This window comes from Mojavia sp., from assembly GCF_059505145.1.
The window spans coordinates 1-16,194 of record NZ_JCACKA010000115.1 but is presented as its reverse complement, the minus strand read 5'-3'; the positions used below and the strand labels follow the sequence as shown (position 1 = coordinate 16,194).

Below are 16,194 nucleotides of genomic sequence, written 5' to 3'. Positions count from 1 at the left end.
TTTTGCGAGGAAATTCCAATGGTACAGACCCCATCTAAACGCATCACATTGGAGGAGTTTCTGAAACTACCAGAAACTAAGCCTGCTAACGAATATATTGATGGGCAAATCATCCAGAAACCAATGCCACAGGGTAGACACAGTACGATTCAAACAGAGTTTTCTACTACTGTTAACCTAATTCTTAAACCTCAACAGGTTGCACGGGCATTTTCAGAATTACGTTGTATATTTGTTGAAAGGTCAATAGTTCCAGATGTGTCTGTCTTTACCTGGAAAAGAATTCCGCGCGACGGAAATGGTGAGATTGCTAATACCTTCTCAATAGCCCCTGACTGGACAATTGAGATCCTTTCACCTGACCAAAGCCAAACAAAAGTAATCAAAAATATTCTGCATTGCCTTGATTATGGCACTCAGATAGGTTGGTTAATAGACCCAAATGAGCAAACTGTGTTTGTTTATCTGCCAAAGCAGCAACCACAGGTGTTTGACCAACCAGCGCAAAAACTCCCAGTTCCATCTTTTGCTAGTGATCTAACTTTAAGTATTGGGTCTGTGTTTGGTTGGTTATTACAGTAAAAGCAGCCAATCGCATACCTCCTGTTGTTAGCACAAAGAGCAACACACTATTAACTCAAAAGTCTTCGACGTTTAGACTTCCGCATTGATATATTAATACATCGGTCTGCAATCGAATTGCATCGACCTGCAATTAAATAACATCGACCTGCAATTGCATAACATCGGTCTGCAATTGCATAACATCGGTCTGCAATTGCATAACATCGCCCTGCAATTGCATAACATCGGTCTGCAATTGCATAACATCGGTCTGCAATTGCATAACATCGGTCTGCAATTGAATTGCATCGGTCTGCAATTGAATAACATCGGTCTGCAATTGAATAACATCGGTCTGCAATTGAATAACATCGACCTGCAATGCAATTGCGCGGGGCGCAGCGCCAAAAGCGATCGCTCCGCGTCCTACTTATTTCTTAACCCTACAAGGAACACTCATGCATACTAATATCTACTTATACAGTGCGTAAGTCCTAAGCTTGTTGAGGTGTCTAACTATGACTCATGCTTGCTGCGGCCCTGGTTACGCTTCCCCAGAAGCAGCCATCCAAGCAGAACAGGAAAAAGTGCTTTATGCGATCGCTCTTTATACGGGTACAGGTATTGAGAAACCAGATTATCTAGCAACTGTAGACGTTGACCCTAAATCCCCAACCTACTCCCAAGTGATTCATCGTTTATCTATGCCTTACATTGGCGATGAGTTACATCACTTTGGCTGGAATGCTTGTAGTTCTTGCCATGGTGATGCTAGTAAATCACGGCGGTTTAGTGTGATTCCTGGACAACGGTCTAGTCGTATTTATATTGTTGATACAGCAGAGACGAAAGCACCAAAACTACATAAAATTATTGAACCAGAAGAAATCAAAGAAAAAACCAACTTAACTGCACCTCATACAGTACATTGCCTAGCAGATGGTCATGTGATGATTTCTATGCTGGGTGACAGCGAAGGCAATGGCCCTGGTGGCTTTTTGTTACTGAATGAGAATTTTGATATTGCTGGACGCTGGGAACGCCAAGCCGATACTATGCAGTTTAACTATGACTTTTGGTATCAGCCGCGTCATAATGTCATGGTAAGTAGTGAGTGGGGCGCACCCAAAACCTATTATCCCGGCTTTGACCTGAACGATGTAGCGGCTGGCAACTATGGACACCACATACATTTCTGGGATTGGTCAACTCACGAGATTATCCAAACTGTTGACTTGGGGGAAGAAGGGTTAATTCCTTTAGAAGTGCGCTTTCACCATAATCCCGACAGCACACATGGATTTGTCGCCGCCGCACTCAGCAGCAATGTTTGGCATTGGCACAAGCCTAACGGTCATTGGCAAACAGAGAAAGTCATTGATATACCATCAGTAGAGGTAGAAGGCTGGCCTATACCTGTGCCATCGTTGATTACTGATATCTTAATTTCAATGTGCGATCGCTATATTTACTTCTCCAATTGGCTGCATGGAGATATTCGTCAATACGATATCAGCGATCCTTCCCATCCTAAGCTGACTGGTCAAGTTTGGTGTGGTGGTTTGTTAGGTAAAAATGGCGAAGTACAAGGTCATAAATTGGCTGGTGGCCCGCAAATGCTACAGCTAAGTCTGGATGGTAAGCGGCTTTATGTCACTAATTCTTTATTCAGCACTTGGGATAATCAGTTTTATCCTGACTTGTCTAAAACTGGCTCATATCTATTGCAAATTGATTGCGATACTGAAAATGGGGGACTGAAAATCAACGAAAATTTTTACGTTGACTTTGGTAAAGAACCAGCAGGCCCTGCTCGTGCCCATGAGATGCGCTATCCTGGCGGTGATTGTACTTCGGATATTTGGGTGTAAAAGGGACTTCCAAATAAAAAAATAATCAGAGGTCGCAGAAAATCATTACATCTTAGACGCTGTAGAAGCTGCTGGATTAACATTTCTGATATCGCATTCCTGGCAATTGCGATACCAAACCCATGAGTTCTAACTGTAATAATGCACTAGAAACCGAGCCAGCGGTCATGCCTGTTTGTTGGACAATAAAATCGAAGGGTAAGGTATCAAAGGCGATCGCATTCATTACTTGTTGCAGTTCTGGTGATAAATCTGGCAAAGTTAACTGCTGCGGTGCTGGGGAATCTTCAACTACATCTAGTTGTGGTATCGCCCCCAGCATTTTTAATAGTTCGTCTAATTCCTTGAGAATTAAAAAAGCCCCTTGACTCAGTAATTTTAAACACCCTTGGGATGGGTAGTCGTCTAACCTTCCAGGTAAGGCATAGACATCTCTGCCAAACTCATTTGCATAGGTGGCTGTTATTAATGCGCCAGATTTTATTGGTGCTTCTATTACTAAAATGGCACGGCTTAATCCTGCAATAATTCGATTGCGGCGGGGAAAGTGGGCACGATCTGGTGGGGTTTTTGTTGGATACTCACTTACAACTAATCCCGCAGCTAAAATTTGCTGATACAGATCCCGATTTGTGTGTGGATAGATGACATCTACACCTGTACCTAAAACTGCGATCGTTCGTCCACCAGCTTTGATGGCGGCGGCGTGGCTTTCAGTATCAATTCCCTCTGCCATACCGGAAACAACTGTAAAGCCGTTTTTGGCCAAAGCTGTACTAATTTGACGAGTCCAGCGGATGCCATAATCTGAGGGTTTACGAGTGCCAACAATGCCAACTAAAGGTTTGTGCCCAAGATTTTCTTGTAGTTCAACTTCACCGCGATAGTACAAAATCGGAGGAGGGCTGGGAGTTTCTAATAGCAAGCGGGGATAATCTGCATCTGCTGGTGTCCAGAAATGGGGGTTTTCTTCTTGGTGTTTGGTGAGTATTTGTTCTGGATGCAGACGCGATCGCTGTTTTACTACCTTTTCTAGTGTCTGAAAACCAAAACCCTCTACCTGTGACAATTCAGCCGCAGTAGCTTTCCAAGCTGTTGCGAGCGTGCCAAAATGCTGTTGCAAGCGTCGCAGTAATACCGGGCCAATCCCAGAAATTTGTGACCACGCTAGCCAATACGCCCGTTCTTCTACCACTTATCCATCCTCACACCCACTGGATTGAGTATTCCCATATTGAGTTCGTTTATAGCAGAAGGCAGAAGGCAGGGGCAGAAGTAAAACTAGCTTTTGTACCTCACTAAGTTACAAACAAACTGCTGTATGTGAATAAATAAGAGGGCGGGATAATAATTAATAACTCTTGACTAATCACACTTGAACATTGAGTATTAATTATTAGATTTATTGCAAAAATCTGAACAATTAATAATTAATTACCGATAAAAGCTGATAAAAACTATTTATGCAAGGGACACCATGAACTAAAGTAAGCACAAAGCACACGCTACACATACATAACGAAGGATGGAAATCTGTTCCTACCTCCTACCTCCTGCCATCTGCCTTCTTTCAAGACAAATCTATTAATTACACCACTGTCGTTAGTCATGAATTATTTCTACCGTTTTCTGTTATGCCTATCTGGTTGTTTAATATTTCAAACTGTTGATAGCATTATTACTTCATCTCCCAGTTTTGCAGCCGATAAAATTGTTGTTAGGTATGGTTTATTTGAACAAGCGCTACCTGTAAAAGATATCCGTAAGTATGCTGAAACGCAACAAGTTTCTCCCGATTTACAATCATTTTTACGCTACCTGAGTGCTGAACAAAAGCAGCAGTTACAGTCGGTTCTTCAGGTAAAGATGTCTCTTGATGTTGCGGCTTTGGATAAGCTAACAAATACTATTATGGGTAAGCAAATTTTATATTTTGTTTCCCAAGCGATCGCTCGTCGTGATACATCTGGTACTTCAGCGCTACGATCTGCGATTATCATCGGCTCAAAATCACAAGAAGGTTTAGGGATAGTTAGTTTTCTCGAAGCTTATCCCAGCAACAGATTGATTGTTGATTTACCAAAAGCTGTCAAGTTAATCGGGATGTCAAATTTATATTCTAGTTCATCTAGCAACGCACCAAAAGACGACATAACTTCTTCGCCTTTAGGACAACTTGCACTCCAATATCAAACATTTGCTACTCAAGGTAAGCAATATTCAGGTTGCTTGTTCGGTGATTCGATTTCTGCTGGCTTGGGAAATAATTTTGGAGAGGGTAAATTTAATTTTGGGTTAAATGGTTTAAGTACAATTTCCTTGATTGAGCAAGTAAAAGCTTTAGTTTCTAATAATGTGAAATGTGAAAAAGCTGTGATTGCTATTGGAGCTAATGATGCTTTGTATGGAATTAGCGATGAGATGTTTAGCAAGAATTTACAAGAGGCGATCGCTCTTGTACGAAAAATGGAAACTAAGGAGATTTTGCTGCTTCCTGCTTTTTACTCAACAGTTACAGCTAGCTCAAAACCCAATTTAGCAGCACCATTATCTAAAGTAGAGCAAATCAATAATTTGATTAATCAAGTTGCAGCTACAGAAAAGGTATCGGTGATAGGACAAGGTTTAGCACCTTTGTATGAAAATAAAGCTCTCAAAGAAAATTTGACAACCGATGGTGTCCATCTGAATGCAGAAGGACTGAAGATTTATCGACAAGCATTATTAGAAATCTGGGGTAATTAACCTGATTTGATTCTAAGCTTTCCAATTAATAAACTGGGCATAAATATAAGCGATCGCTTCATCAATAACTGTCCGCACGCCTTGGCTATAACGCCACCACTGGCTAGAATTGTAATATTGTGATTTTGCAGCGATCGCACCAACTTTGATATGATGGGGAGCAAGCACTCTTTTAAATAGCAGCCAACTCCTACGGGTATGTGCATCCCAAGATAAAAGATTAATTGCTTCTAGTTTTAAATTGGAATTAGATAACCAGCGGCCAAATTCGGCAGCAGAAGCATAACTACGATCCTTAATTACGAAAGGTGCAGGCACAGCTATTACCTTGTCTGGTGCCAAACCAAGTTTCTTCAATGTGGCTGCTGACACTTCTGCAAAGCTGTTATATTCAATCAAATAACTTCCTTGTTCTAATGTGCCTCCTGTGGTAACTATTTGGCGATAATTACCACTTTTAAATTCAGCTAAAGCTTCTTGTAATGCATCGTCTGGTAGCCATCCTTCCACAACCAATACTTCTGCTGATTTGATGGGAGAATTAACGGCAAGAAACGGATGTATGTGAGTGATAGCGAAAATTATGACAGCAACAACAGAAGCGATCGCAATCATCCATCCCTGCACCGTCAGTGTCCACATCTGTTGACGTTTAATTAAGCGAATTTTCGGCAATTTTAGCCGTTGGCGATTCTTTATCTGCATTAAGCCTTAGCTGAACTTTGTTTTTTCAAATAAGCAAACACAGACTTATCTCCAATATCTGGAGGAATTGCTTGTACTGCCTTACGTACAGCAAACACCACAAATAAAATCGCCCAAATTCCTAATAAAACCTGTTCTGACTGAGTTGGTAAAATACCTACTAAATGTCCTAACAACAGTAATGGCACTATTACAGTTAATATTTTTGTTTCTAGCCGATTAAAACAGAAAGCTTCTTTGAAATAAATACCTGTTAGTGCAACAAAGGTAAAACCTACTCCGAATAAGGTAATAGGCTGATTGTAAACAGTAGCAGCTAATGGTTCACTACCATACAGTGCCAGTACCACTGATGCAATGCTACCGATCGCCCAAAAAATCTGCAAAAGTCGGTGCAGTTGCACCATGTAAATATGAATGCTCAATAAACTCACACCAAGTGCAAGACTAAAACAGGCGTATAGCGGTGTCAGTACGCTTAAGGTTGTTGGGTTATTGTTGAACAATACTAAAGCGCTACCTATAGCAAAGCTGAGTGCAGCTACCATTAACCCAGCGCGGTAGATAATTACACCTGTGCGATCGCTTTGAGTAATTGTAAATTCCCCAAACTGGCCTTGATAAACTTCTGGTGCAGATAGAATTTGTGTAGTCATACAAAATTTAATCCGAGTGAGGCATTTAAGCTAGTCTCTAGTACCTAGTCTAATGACTAATGACTTCTAGCGTATCTTGCAAGTTGATTTGTAACTGTGAGTATGCATTACCGCTGTTGATGGCAATTTCTACCCAACCGTGACTCCCAACTAAAGCGGCTGTCTCTCCTACCTCGACATCACTGTAAGTATTACACCCAGGTATGGTTAACCCAGCAATTTGCACACACCAAGTTTTGCCTTGTACATAAACCCCAGGAATGTTACTCACTAAGTTGCCAAAGTAGTCAATATATTGAATGCAACCCCTCACACCAGTTGTTGTTTGATTGCAGCAGCCGATATCCAACTGTACCAAAGTTGCTGGATCGATTTCTCTTCCTAACTGTTGGATGGGTACACCGCTGGCAAGATGCGCCCCCACTGGTGCAAAGATATCTCTACCATGAAATGTGCTACTGAGTTGGGGAGTTCTCCAATAGTTAAGATTTGTGAGTTCGACGGCAGCGATCGCTGGTATTTGACTCAGAACGCCACTGAAGATACCATTATCAGGCCCTACCAGAAATCCTTGAGCAAATTCTACTGCGATCGCCCGTCGTCGACTTCCTACTCCCGGATCTACCACAGCTACATGAACTGTTCCTACTGGGAAATAGGGGTAAGCATTCATTAGACAAAATCTAGCAGCGGCGATGTTTTGTGGCGGAATTTGGTGTGTCAAGTCGATCAGCCTTAGCTTGGGGTTGATTTGGGCGATAACTCCCTTCATCACGCCTACATAAACATCGCGATCGCCAAAATCGCTTAACAAAGTGAGAACACTTGCTTGTGCAACTTCATGGTTTTGAGCCAAGTATTCGTCAAAGATTATTTGTTGACTCATTGGCTGTTGATGCATGGATCAATGAAAATGTAAAGAAGTAAATTTTTCTGTAACAAAGGCTACGGAATTTGTGTTATATTAAGAATACAAGACATTAAAGCCAAAACTTTAAAGAGGTAATCTTATGAACACCAATAGAGTACAAGCTGCAACCAAAGCCAAAGAAGCTCACATCCAGAACATCCAAAGAAACATCGAACATCGCTTGGAAGTTGCCAGAGCTAAGGGCGACGAAAAGCTGATTCGTCAATTGGAAGCTGAAATGAGGTACTTTGGCTAAATTAAGCCTTGATTATAAATAATTTTGTTGTGTGTAACCCCGCCGTGGCGGGTTTTTTCATTTTTGGGGTTTCTTGAAGCGATACACGTAGGGCTGGCAATGCCCACCCTACACCTGTGTCTGTGACCGCTCAAAATTTATTAAAAAAATACAATATGTTGTGATGGCTAATGGAAGTGTCATACTTAAGAATATCACCAGATAATGTTTGTTAAACTAACACGTTTAAAAGTGTAGAATCTATGAAAACAGCTTCAAATTTAATTCTGGAATTTGAGAACCTACTTAAAGAAAAATTAAAACTAAATAACTGTCGCCTCATCAAGAAAAAGCAAGAAAATCATTATCAGATTATTACCCCAGCCAAAGACATTTTTTTGATGTCTTGGTGCGAATTTCCAGAAATTAAATTCATATATCAGCCTGTAGGAATACGCAGAGAGCAAACTGTAATTTATGAGCGAGCTATTCGCTCCCATATTAGTTTTTGTGTGAGTAATATCCAGGAGCAGCCTCATTCCTGAAGGACTTTATTAGTGAAACAATTAGCACTCAAATAAAGGACAGAACACTTACTACACTCTCGCCAGTTTTTGTAATATGGAATCTGAGAAAATTCAAAACCAAGAGCAGCTAGATTACAAAGCTTTGTTAGCTAATGCAAAGCTTGCCTTAAAAGCTGAATACCAGAGATCATCTGATGCCATATCACAACTGCAAGCCATAAAAACTCAGTTAGAGCAAGTTCAGGCTGAAAACAAAATCCTAAGGGAAAGCGCCTATGAAGATGTCATTAAGCATTTTGAAGCGCGTACCCAAGCAGCGGAAGCACGAGCGCTGAAAATCGAAGTGCGCCAAAAGTTCCTTGAAGCTAATGGTTGCAAAGATGACGAAAGCTTCGATACTCTATGGGACAGCATTAAAAATCAGATTCAGTTCAAAGACGGTGAGGTGAAAATCGTTGCTCCAAATGGCACTCCTAAGTTCACCTTAACAGGGAACCTGATGACCTTGAAAGATTTTGTTCAATCTCTCAAAGAGCAGCCAAAGCATGAAAGATTTTTTATTAATTAATCTGTCAAATCTCAGATGACTTACATCTAGCAAGAAATCTTCTGCCAAGGCAATAAATTCGCTCATCAGGCAATACAGTTCAGATAAGCCTTTTTTTCTCTTTCCCTACTTGCCATTTGTATCAACCTAAAGATGAAACGGTATCACAGGGGTGACGTTAGGGGCACAACAATGTTGTGCCCTGACAAAGGCTGTTCTCAAAGGAGTTAACTAAGACTTGGGCTTGTATGTCGAAGCAACGTGTAATTCTTTGAGTTGCTTGGCATCTACCCCAGAAGGCGCATCAGTTAACAAACAACGTGCTTGTTGTGTCTTCGGAAAAGCGATGACATCACGGATCGATTCTTCCCCAGCTAGCAACATTACCAAACGATCTAAACCGTAGGCGATGCCACCGTGAGGCGGTGTACCATATTCAAACGCCTCCAACAAAAAGCCAAATTTATTTTGTGCTTCTTCGGGAGACAAACCTATCGCTTCAAACACCTGTTCTTGAATTTCTCGCTGATAAATCCGCCGACTACCACCGCCAACTTCAAAGCCATTGAATACTAAATCGTAAGCTTGGGCGCGGGCAGTTTTTAAGTCGTGCAAATCATCAGGATGAGGTGCAGTAAATGGGTGGTGCAATGCTTCTAGACGTTTTTCATCAGCATTCCACTCAAACATGGGGAAATTGGTAATCCAGAGTAAGTTGATTTTCTCTGGATCAATTAAGCTAAATTCTTTAGCAACAAATTGCCGTAATCTATCTAAAGTTTTATTAACAGTCGCAGCATCACCAGCCCCAAACAGCAGCAAATGACCGGCTTTTGCACCTGTGCGGCGTAAGATTTCCGCTTTTTGTTCTGGGCTGAGGTTATCTTTAATTGCGCCAATGGTGTCAATTTCACCATCTTCTCTTACCCGGATGTAAGCTAAACCTTTCGCACCGGCTTCACTGGCTTCTTTGAATATGTCACCACCTGGCTTGATGCGGACGTTAGAAATCGCATCGTTACCATTAGGAATCGGCAGAATTTTGACGATACCACCATTAGCTACAGCATCCCGGAAGACTTTGAAACCAGAATCTTTGAGTACATCAGAGACGTTGACTAATTCTAAACCGTAGCGGGTATCTGGTTTATCACTACCGTAGCGTTCCATCGCCTCAGCGTAGGTAAGACGAGGGAAAGGATAGTGTAACGCAACGCCTTTCACCGTCTCAAAGATATGAGAAACTAACTTCTCATTCAGTTCGATAATTTCCTCTTGAGACATGAAGCTCATTTCCATGTCTAATTGAGTAAATTCTGGTTGTCTGTCGGCGCGTAAATCTTCATCGCGGAAGCAACGGGCGACCTGATAATATCTGTCTAAGCCAGATACCATCAAGATTTGTTTGAATAATTGCGGTGATTGCGGCAAAGCAAACCACTCACCAGCATTGACGCGACTGGGTAGAATGTAATCCCGCGCCCCTTCTGGTGTAGAACGGGTAAGTATGGGGGTTTCAACTTCAATAAAACCTTCTACGTCTTCCAAGTAGCGGCGGACAGCTTTAATAACTTGATGACGCAGTTGCAAGTTTCTCGCCATCCGTTCGCGTCGCAAATCCAAGTAACGATACTTTAGTCGTAAATCTTCCCGTACTGTTTCGGTGTCAGCAGTAGAAACTTGGAAAGGTAATTGTTTACGGACAGCGTTGAGTAACTCAATTTTATCCGCGTATATTTCAACTTCGCCTGTGGGTATGCGGGAATTTAGAGATTCGTCGGGACGTTGCGTCACCCTACCAGTGATTTCAACAACGTATTCATTCCGCAAGTGGTTTGCTTGCTCGTATGAATCCGGGGTACGTTGGGGATCGCTGACAATCTGGACAATCCCAGAGCGATCGCGTAAATCTAAAAATATCACGCCCCCATGATCGCGGCGACGGTCTACCCATCCATACAAGGTAACAGTTTCTCCAATATCTTCTTTTCGGAGTTCGCCGCAATAGTGAGTTCGCATAGTAGTTAATTTTGTTCTTTCGCTCTAGATGGGTAAGTAAATGTCAAAGCTTTCCCATTATCTAGCATCAATAGTATCCAATTGAAGTCAAGATGGCACAATATCCTGCCAATCTGATCGAGGTACGCATTACACTGGAAGTTTGAGGTTGCTGTTGGTGGGGTAATGTAATTTTAGAGTAGCTTGGTAACTGCGATCGCCAGCATAAAAGCTATGACACAGACAGCAGTAATTCCAGAAGCGATTACCAGCTTAACGGATGCCGAAACTCGATTTGGTTTAGTCCGAATTGAGGATCAGCAATTTTTCCCAGAGTGGTGTGAGGGATTACCTGATACCAATTCAAATAATGTTTGCGACACATAAATTATTAGTAAGGGCACAACAATGTTGTGCAGCGCCACATCCTACCCTGCGGGAAGCCACCCTCCGGGTGTCTACAAGTCTGGCGACCGAACGGAGTGGCTCCCCTACCCATCTGTCGCATTCTTTTTTCAAATTGGTATAATCTATTTCAACTCAGATATTGCACCAACCTACTCACCCGCTAGAGATTGAAATCTCTGGCTTACAGCAAAAGTCCACTTGAAGTGGACTTAAAAGTTTCTCTATTCAAGGTTTTAGTCAGCAGATGTAATATCTGAGTTCAAAAGAGGCATTGGTAAGGGCGCAAGGTTTAACGTTGATAACGTGGTGCATTAAAGGCTTCCCAAGCAGCTTTAGCAGCATTTTGTAGGCGCACGCTGAAGTCTACCACTTCTTTCATTAGCAAGTACCAGTTTTTCTCAGCTTCGCCCTGCATTACTACCCAAGCGTATTCTAGGCGATGATCTTGTTCAATGAGTGTCCTGGCTTCAATCGCTTCCCGTGCTTGGCGCACAGCTTTTAAATACGTTTCGCGGGTGTAATTACCTGCTGACTTTGCTTCAGTTTGGGCACGTCTTTTTAGCGCTTCAATTAACGCTTTGGTTTCGCGCTTGACTTCATCACTTTCGCCAGCCATTTCGGTTTCTACCAATTCGTGGGTATGAGGGCTAATTTCTATTACTTTGGATTGAAAATTTTTATCATTCATAGTTGATACATCCTTAATAGTTGTGAGTGTTGAGTGCTGAGTATAGTTTTCTCCCCTGCTCCCCTAATGCCCAATCACCAATGCCCAAAACCTAATAAGCTGTGGTTGGCAGCTTTTGCTCTAATTTTAGTAACTGTTCAACACGAGCTTCGGTAGGAGGATGGCTGGAGAACAAGTTGCCGAGAAACTGTCCAGAGATAGGATTGATGATCAATAACGGCTCAAAGGCTGGGTTAGCATTTAAAGGCAACTGTCTAGCTGTAAGTTCTAAACGTTGCAATGCTCTGGCTAAAGCGCGAGGATTACCAGTCAATCTAGCCGCACCAGCATCAGCAGAAAATTCTCGTGTGCGCGAAATTGCTAGCTGAATGATTGTGGCAGCTAAAGGCGCAAGTATTACTGTTAATAATATACCTAAAGGATTTGCACCTCTATTGTCATCCCGCGAGCCGACACCGCCAAACCATAAGCTGTAACTTACCATTTGCGCTAGGAATGAGATAGTACCTGCGATTGTTGCAGCAACGGCTTGTGTTAAGGTGTCACGGTTAATAATGTGGGTGAGTTCGTGGGCAAGTACGCCTTCGAGTTCATCCTCTGGCAATATATTTAAAATGCCTTCTGTAACGGCAACAGCAGCGTGTTCTGGGTCGCGCCCTGTAGCGAAAGCATTGGCTGTTGGCCCGGGAACAATGTAAACTCCTGGCATGGGAATGTTAGCCCACTGGGATAATCTCTGTACCATGCGATGAAGTCCCGGAGCTTCGCTAGCACTAACAGGCTGGGCACGGTAGACTGCTAGAGCAATCTTATCTGATTGATACCAGGAAAATAGGTTACTTGCTGCTGCTAAACCAATTCCCACAATCAAGCCAGTAGTACCACCAAGTATCCAGTAACTAATGGCAATCAAAAGACCACTCAGCGCTGCTAGTAAAGCAACCGTTTTTAATTGATTTGTCATATTTTCGCTCTCCTACTAATGCTGTAATTGAAGTTATAGATAACAGCATTATTTAAGCCGCACTTTCATTTTATCCATCCAAACACATATTTATCAGGTAGGAATTGTGCGCCAATTTCATTACGGTTTTCCTACTCAGGTGGCAATAAAATAATTTATTTAGGAAACACAAAACCTAATTTGCTAATAAACTGTATTGGAAATTACTTTTATCTAAAAACTAGGATAATTAGCTGATTACAACCAAAATGATTTATGTTAAGCGATCGCACTAGCTATCTGACGGCAAGACTCGGCACAACGATGACAAGATGCAGCACAGCGTTTACAATGTTCACCGCGATGTTTTGCACACTCTCTGCCGCAGCGGTCACACGCTTCAGCACATACATTACACATATGTGCATAGATAGGCGAATTACGAATCATTAAACGAGCGCAAAGGGCACAAGTGTCAGCGCAGTCCCTACACAAACTGATACATTCAGCCATCATCTGCACCATGTCACTACTTAAGCAGGCATCAGCACAGTTTTCGCAATCGCGTAAACAATCAAGACAATTCTGAATACAAGTCTCAATAGAAGATTGGTGAGTTGTAATAGTTGTCATTATTCAACTCCTAATATTAATGAATCAGTATTTACGCTCCTTGAACTAAGTTTAATAAATTTCCAAATTAATAGCTTCTACCTAATGATGTAGGTAAATATTATCTTGATAAATTAGTTATGAAAATATCTTTTGCTAATGTTACTTTTTCTGAAAAACCCAAATATAACCATGCTATGTAATGTATAAAAAAGGCTTTGATTGAATTAACCGCAGAGGTACAGAGGGCACAGAGAAGGAGAAATTTAGAAATTAGTGTTGGTGCGATCGCAGTAATCTTAAATTTTGATTGATCGCAAAAGCGAAAAATAGTATTGTTTACTTAAACATGGCGATGGAGCTCGCCAAAACCGCCTTTCCCATCAAGGATAAATAATTAAAAGGCTGATGGCTCCTACTTTCCTGACTAAGGGAGAGTAGGGCCTTGCTCAATGCATTACCTAACTCCCTGTAGAAAGTACCACTCTACAAATCGCACCTCAAGGAGTTATGGGATGTTAGCTAGTGTGTTATGGATTTTAATGATGGGCTTTTTTGTGGGTCAAATTGCCCGTCGCTTAGGCGCTCCACCTTTAATTGGGATGATTTTAGTGGGGATTATTCTTGGCCCCCAAGTTCGTAATCTCATTAGTCAAGATGTGCTAAATGCTGCCGATGATTTGAGAACTTTGGCAGTGATGATTATTTTGATGAAAGCTGGACTAGGCTTAGATCGAGAAAAGCTTGCTCAACAAGGAACCGTGGCGCTGCGTTTGGGATTTTTACCAGCAACTACCGAAGCGATCGCGACCGCCTTTGCTGCTATGGTAATTTTTAAATTTGACTTTCCCACTGGGTTGTTGTTGGGCTGCATAATTGGCGCTGAATCTCCAGCTGTGATTGTCCCTGGAATGCTCAGACTCAAAAGTTTAGGCTGGGGTGTCACTAAAGGAATTCCCGATGCAATTTTAACTGGTAGTGCTTTATCTGATGTGCTGCTATTGCTAGTTTTCAGTCTTTTGCTAAGTTTTTTGGGTAGCGGTGTGGAACGTATCGCCCTTCCTGGAGGATTCACTTTAACTGCTGTGCAACTGCTTCCATTGCAAATTATTATGCAAATATTGCTGGGAGTGTTGTTTGGCTACTTAGGAGCGCGTTTACTAGTTTTGCTGTTGGCAAAACAAAACTGGACTCAGAATGTTGTTCAAGATACGATGATTGCCGCAGGTTTGGCCTTATCTCTGGTAATTTTCGCTCATGCTTTACCTTACTTCTCTGGTTATTTGGCAACAATGGGTGTGGGTTTTTTCTTAATTGAATTAGATGCTCCCCTAGCCCGAAGATTACGCGGCGGTTTTGATAGCTTATGGGTAGTAGCTGAGATTTTTTTGTTCGTTCTGTTGGGTGCAAGTATTCAACTGCAAGTATTGGGTAAGAATTTGTTACCTGGTCTTTTAATTTTGACGATTGGGTTACTGATTGGTCGCATGATAGGCTGGTATCTCTCGACTTTAGGTAGTAATTGGAATTGGCGCGAAAGATTATTTTTATTACCAGGAAACTCTGCTAAAGCTACAGTACAAGCTGCTATTGGGGCCATTCCTCTCTCCCAAGGAATTGCCGGAGGTGAGATAATTTTAGCGATCGCATCTCTCTCAATTTTAGTAACTGCACCTTTAGGCGCTTGGGCAACTACGACCTTTGCACCTAAATTATTAACAAGGGGAGAAGTTGACCCGACAAAAGTTTCAGTAACTACTCATACCTTGTTCCTAGCAGCAGTAGACACTTCTGATTTAGCTACAGAAGTTTTAACAAAAGTAGCAGATTTGGCACGACGCAGTAATGGTGAAGCAATTGTCTTGCACGTAGTTAACATCTCAAATCAGCAAGCTGTTAAACAATTGCACGAACAAGCTAAACAGTTACTTTCTGATATTAGACATGAATTTTTGACTACTACAGGTGCTGTTCCAGAGGAGATTATTCGTGTCGCCCAAGAGTATAGTGTAACTGCGATCGTTATGGGAAAACGCGGACATCAACCTTGGGAGCAGGTACTGATTGGCTCAGTATCACAAGCAGTCTTAGAAGCCAGCCCTATACCTGTGGTTTTGCTGGAAAACTGGGATATTAAGTCATAATCTTGAAATTTATGCTAATTCTGTATGTTAATTAGCTTAACCCCAACTTATGAAGAGGCGATCGCCAACGATAAAGCAATAACTCAAGGTTTGTGTAGTTCTAGGTTAGCTCTTAATTCTTCTAAAGCATTCAATATAGATTTTAGTGGCGATGTTGCAAAGACCTGATTAGTAGATGTAAAAAATTCTGATAAATTAGCTAATCCTTGATGTTCGTATACGCTTGCTTGTAAAAGCATTTCTAATCGGTCAATTTGACGAACAAACTGCGATTCCGTAGACTCTCCCTTTTCATATTCTTCCCACAAAGCAATCCACTCTGCTCCGTGATTGAGTTTACTTAGCACTTGAAGAACAGACTGCTTTTCTAGTTGATATTTTTGATTTGGTTCTATTCGATCATGAGGTATGAAATCACCAGCATATATTTCTCCAAAATCATGTATTAAAGCCATACGAATAGCTTTGGTTTTATCTAATGTCAGGGAATATTCATCAGCTAAAAATAAAGCTAATAAAGCAACGCTAAATGAGTGTTCAGCAACACTTTCACAATATTTTGGTTCTATGCCGTGCCGAAGCCAACGGGAGCATCTCAGCTTTGTAAGAACAGATGAACTAGTAAGTGGAGGTGAAAATCA

Annotated in this window: 18 protein-coding genes and 1 riboswitch; of the genes, 8 read left to right on the top strand and 10 right to left on the bottom strand. The window is 41.7% G+C overall.

The genetic code is table 11. The annotated features are described in order from the left end of the window. Positions 1-18 precede the first annotated feature (18 nt). Positions 19-582, top strand: coding sequence for a Uma2 family endonuclease (locus AC5JL8_RS30485; RefSeq protein WP_495883419.1), 564 nt, complete (start codon positions 19-21; stop codon positions 580-582). Between the two features lie 133 nt (positions 583-715). On the opposite strand, the gene AC5JL8_RS30480 is transcribed toward AC5JL8_RS30485, so the two are convergent. Continuing rightward, positions 716-946: a hypothetical protein gene (locus AC5JL8_RS30480; protein WP_495883418.1), complete on the bottom strand. Its 231-nt coding sequence runs from the start codon at positions 944-946 to the stop codon at positions 716-718. Between the two features lie 136 nt (positions 947-1,082). Between AC5JL8_RS30480 and AC5JL8_RS30475 the strand changes: the two genes are divergently transcribed. Then, positions 1,083-2,435, top strand: a complete 1,353-nt coding sequence (locus AC5JL8_RS30475) for a selenium-binding family protein (protein ID WP_495883417.1) — start codon at positions 1,083-1,085, stop codon at positions 2,433-2,435. Positions 2,436-2,511: 76 nt separating this feature from the next. Here the strand turns inward: AC5JL8_RS30475 and dprA are convergent, their stop codons facing one another. Beyond that, positions 2,512-3,630 carry a DNA-processing protein DprA gene (gene dprA, locus AC5JL8_RS30470; RefSeq protein WP_495883416.1) on the bottom strand — a complete coding sequence of 373 codons (1,119 nt, stop codon included), beginning with the start codon at positions 3,628-3,630 and terminating at the stop codon, positions 2,512-2,514. 413 nt (positions 3,631-4,043) lie between these two features. On the opposite strand from dprA, the gene AC5JL8_RS30465 reads away from it, so the two are divergent. Next, the gene (locus tag AC5JL8_RS30465; protein WP_495883415.1) at positions 4,044-5,180 is read left to right on the top strand and encodes an SGNH/GDSL hydrolase family protein; all 1,137 of its coding nucleotides are present in this window, start codon (positions 4,044-4,046) and stop codon (positions 5,178-5,180) included. 12 nt (positions 5,181-5,192) lie between these two features. On the opposite strand, the gene AC5JL8_RS30460 is transcribed toward AC5JL8_RS30465, so the two are convergent. The 3 genes from AC5JL8_RS30460 to AC5JL8_RS30450 are packed head-to-tail and all read right to left on the bottom strand — an operon-like array spanning position 5,193 to position 7,427. Further along, positions 5,193-5,885 (bottom strand): YdcF family protein, encoded by a 693-nt coding sequence (locus tag AC5JL8_RS30460; RefSeq protein WP_495883414.1) that lies wholly within the window; start codon positions 5,883-5,885, stop codon positions 5,193-5,195. Further along, positions 5,885-6,541, bottom strand: a complete 657-nt coding sequence (locus AC5JL8_RS30455; protein ID WP_495883413.1) for a DUF2301 domain-containing membrane protein — start codon at positions 6,539-6,541, stop codon at positions 5,885-5,887. Before AC5JL8_RS30455 ends, AC5JL8_RS30460 begins: the two co-directional genes overlap by 1 nt. 49 nt (positions 6,542-6,590) lie before the next feature. Then, the gene (locus tag AC5JL8_RS30450; protein ID WP_495883412.1) at positions 6,591-7,427 is read right to left on the bottom strand and encodes an SAM hydrolase/SAM-dependent halogenase family protein; all 837 of its coding nucleotides are present in this window, start codon (positions 7,425-7,427) and stop codon (positions 6,591-6,593) included. 124 nt (positions 7,428-7,551) lie between these two features. On the opposite strand from AC5JL8_RS30450, the gene pirA reads away from it, so the two are divergent. The 3 genes from pirA to AC5JL8_RS30435 all read left to right on the top strand — a co-directional run bounded on the left by pirA (position 7,552) and on the right by AC5JL8_RS30435 (position 8,781). Further along, positions 7,552-7,707, top strand: a complete 156-nt coding sequence (pirA, locus tag AC5JL8_RS30445) for an arginine synthesis PII-interacting regulator PirA (protein ID WP_495883411.1) — start codon at positions 7,552-7,554, stop codon at positions 7,705-7,707. 242 nt (positions 7,708-7,949) lie between these two features. Beyond that, entirely contained in the window at positions 7,950-8,231 is a 282-nt protein-coding gene (locus tag AC5JL8_RS30440; protein ID WP_495883410.1) for a hypothetical protein, read from the top strand. 76 nt (positions 8,232-8,307) lie between these two features. Then, positions 8,308-8,781, top strand: coding sequence for a hypothetical protein (locus AC5JL8_RS30435; protein WP_495883409.1), 474 nt, complete (start codon positions 8,308-8,310; stop codon positions 8,779-8,781). Between the two features lie 210 nt (positions 8,782-8,991). Here the strand turns inward: AC5JL8_RS30435 and aspS are convergent, their stop codons facing one another. Beyond that, the gene (aspS, locus tag AC5JL8_RS30430; RefSeq protein WP_495883408.1) at positions 8,992-10,779 is read right to left on the bottom strand and encodes an aspartate--tRNA ligase; all 1,788 of its coding nucleotides are present in this window, start codon (positions 10,777-10,779) and stop codon (positions 8,992-8,994) included. A gap of 213 nt (positions 10,780-10,992) precedes the next feature. On the opposite strand from aspS, the gene AC5JL8_RS30425 reads away from it, so the two are divergent. Next, positions 10,993-11,145 carry a hypothetical protein gene (locus AC5JL8_RS30425; protein ID WP_495883407.1) on the top strand — a complete coding sequence of 51 codons (153 nt, stop codon included), beginning with the start codon at positions 10,993-10,995 and terminating at the stop codon, positions 11,143-11,145. 310 nt (positions 11,146-11,455) lie between these two features. Here AC5JL8_RS30425 and AC5JL8_RS30420 read toward each other — a convergent pair whose 3' ends face one another. From AC5JL8_RS30420 to AC5JL8_RS30410, 3 genes are all read right to left on the bottom strand, one after another. Continuing rightward, a complete protein-coding gene (locus AC5JL8_RS30420) occupies positions 11,456-11,854 on the bottom strand; it encodes a hypothetical protein (protein ID WP_495883406.1) in 399 nt (132 codons plus the stop codon). A 91-nt stretch (positions 11,855-11,945) separates the two neighbouring features. Further along, on the bottom strand, positions 11,946-12,818 hold the full coding sequence (locus AC5JL8_RS30415) for a zinc metalloprotease HtpX (RefSeq protein WP_495883405.1): 873 nt from the start codon (positions 12,816-12,818) through the stop codon (positions 11,946-11,948). Between the two features lie 258 nt (positions 12,819-13,076). Continuing rightward, a complete protein-coding gene (locus tag AC5JL8_RS30410; RefSeq protein WP_495883404.1) occupies positions 13,077-13,430 on the bottom strand; it encodes a four-helix bundle copper-binding protein in 354 nt (117 codons plus the stop codon). Between the two features lie 321 nt (positions 13,431-13,751). Further along, positions 13,752-13,834: riboswitch (Fluoride riboswitch) on the top strand. Between the two features lie 90 nt (positions 13,835-13,924). Here AC5JL8_RS30410 and AC5JL8_RS30405 point away from each other — a divergent pair. After that, a complete protein-coding gene (locus AC5JL8_RS30405; protein WP_495883403.1) occupies positions 13,925-15,553 on the top strand; it encodes a cation:proton antiporter in 1,629 nt (542 codons plus the stop codon). A gap of 83 nt (positions 15,554-15,636) precedes the next feature. On the opposite strand, the gene AC5JL8_RS30400 is transcribed toward AC5JL8_RS30405, so the two are convergent. Continuing rightward, on the bottom strand, positions 15,637-16,152 hold the full coding sequence (locus AC5JL8_RS30400; RefSeq protein ID WP_495883737.1) for an HD domain-containing protein: 516 nt from the start codon (positions 16,150-16,152) through the stop codon (positions 15,637-15,639). Positions 16,153-16,194 lie beyond the last annotated feature (42 nt).

Excerpts from the sequence above, each read along its gene's own strand:
- AC5JL8_RS30410 (WP_495883404.1), bottom strand. The coding sequence starts at position 13,430 with ATGACAACTATTACAACTCACCAATCTTCTATTGAGACTTGTATTCAG.
- aspS (WP_495883408.1), bottom strand. The coding sequence starts at position 10,779 with ATGCGAACTCACTATTGCGGCGAACTCCGAAAAGAAGATATTGGAGAA.
- AC5JL8_RS30405 (WP_495883403.1), top strand. The coding sequence starts at position 13,925 with ATGTTAGCTAGTGTGTTATGGATTTTAATGATGGGCTTTTTTGTGGGT.
- AC5JL8_RS30425 (WP_495883407.1), top strand. The coding sequence starts at position 10,993 with ATGACACAGACAGCAGTAATTCCAGAAGCGATTACCAGCTTAACGGAT.
- AC5JL8_RS30460 (WP_495883414.1), bottom strand. The coding sequence starts at position 5,885 with ATGCAGATAAAGAATCGCCAACGGCTAAAATTGCCGAAAATTCGCTTA.
- AC5JL8_RS30440 (WP_495883410.1), top strand. The coding sequence starts at position 7,950 with ATGAAAACAGCTTCAAATTTAATTCTGGAATTTGAGAACCTACTTAAA.
- AC5JL8_RS30465 (WP_495883415.1), top strand. The coding sequence starts at position 4,044 with ATGAATTATTTCTACCGTTTTCTGTTATGCCTATCTGGTTGTTTAATA.
- AC5JL8_RS30420 (WP_495883406.1), bottom strand. The coding sequence starts at position 11,854 with ATGAATGATAAAAATTTTCAATCCAAAGTAATAGAAATTAGCCCTCAT.
- AC5JL8_RS30415 (WP_495883405.1), bottom strand. The coding sequence starts at position 12,818 with ATGACAAATCAATTAAAAACGGTTGCTTTACTAGCAGCGCTGAGTGGT.
- AC5JL8_RS30475 (WP_495883417.1), top strand. The coding sequence starts at position 1,083 with ATGACTCATGCTTGCTGCGGCCCTGGTTACGCTTCCCCAGAAGCAGCC.
- AC5JL8_RS30485 (WP_495883419.1), top strand. The coding sequence starts at position 19 with ATGGTACAGACCCCATCTAAACGCATCACATTGGAGGAGTTTCTGAAA.
- AC5JL8_RS30435 (WP_495883409.1), top strand. The coding sequence starts at position 8,308 with ATGGAATCTGAGAAAATTCAAAACCAAGAGCAGCTAGATTACAAAGCT.
- AC5JL8_RS30450 (WP_495883412.1), bottom strand. The coding sequence starts at position 7,427 with ATGAGTCAACAAATAATCTTTGACGAATACTTGGCTCAAAACCATGAA.
- pirA (WP_495883411.1), top strand. The coding sequence starts at position 7,552 with ATGAACACCAATAGAGTACAAGCTGCAACCAAAGCCAAAGAAGCTCAC.
- AC5JL8_RS30455 (WP_495883413.1), bottom strand. The coding sequence starts at position 6,541 with ATGACTACACAAATTCTATCTGCACCAGAAGTTTATCAAGGCCAGTTT.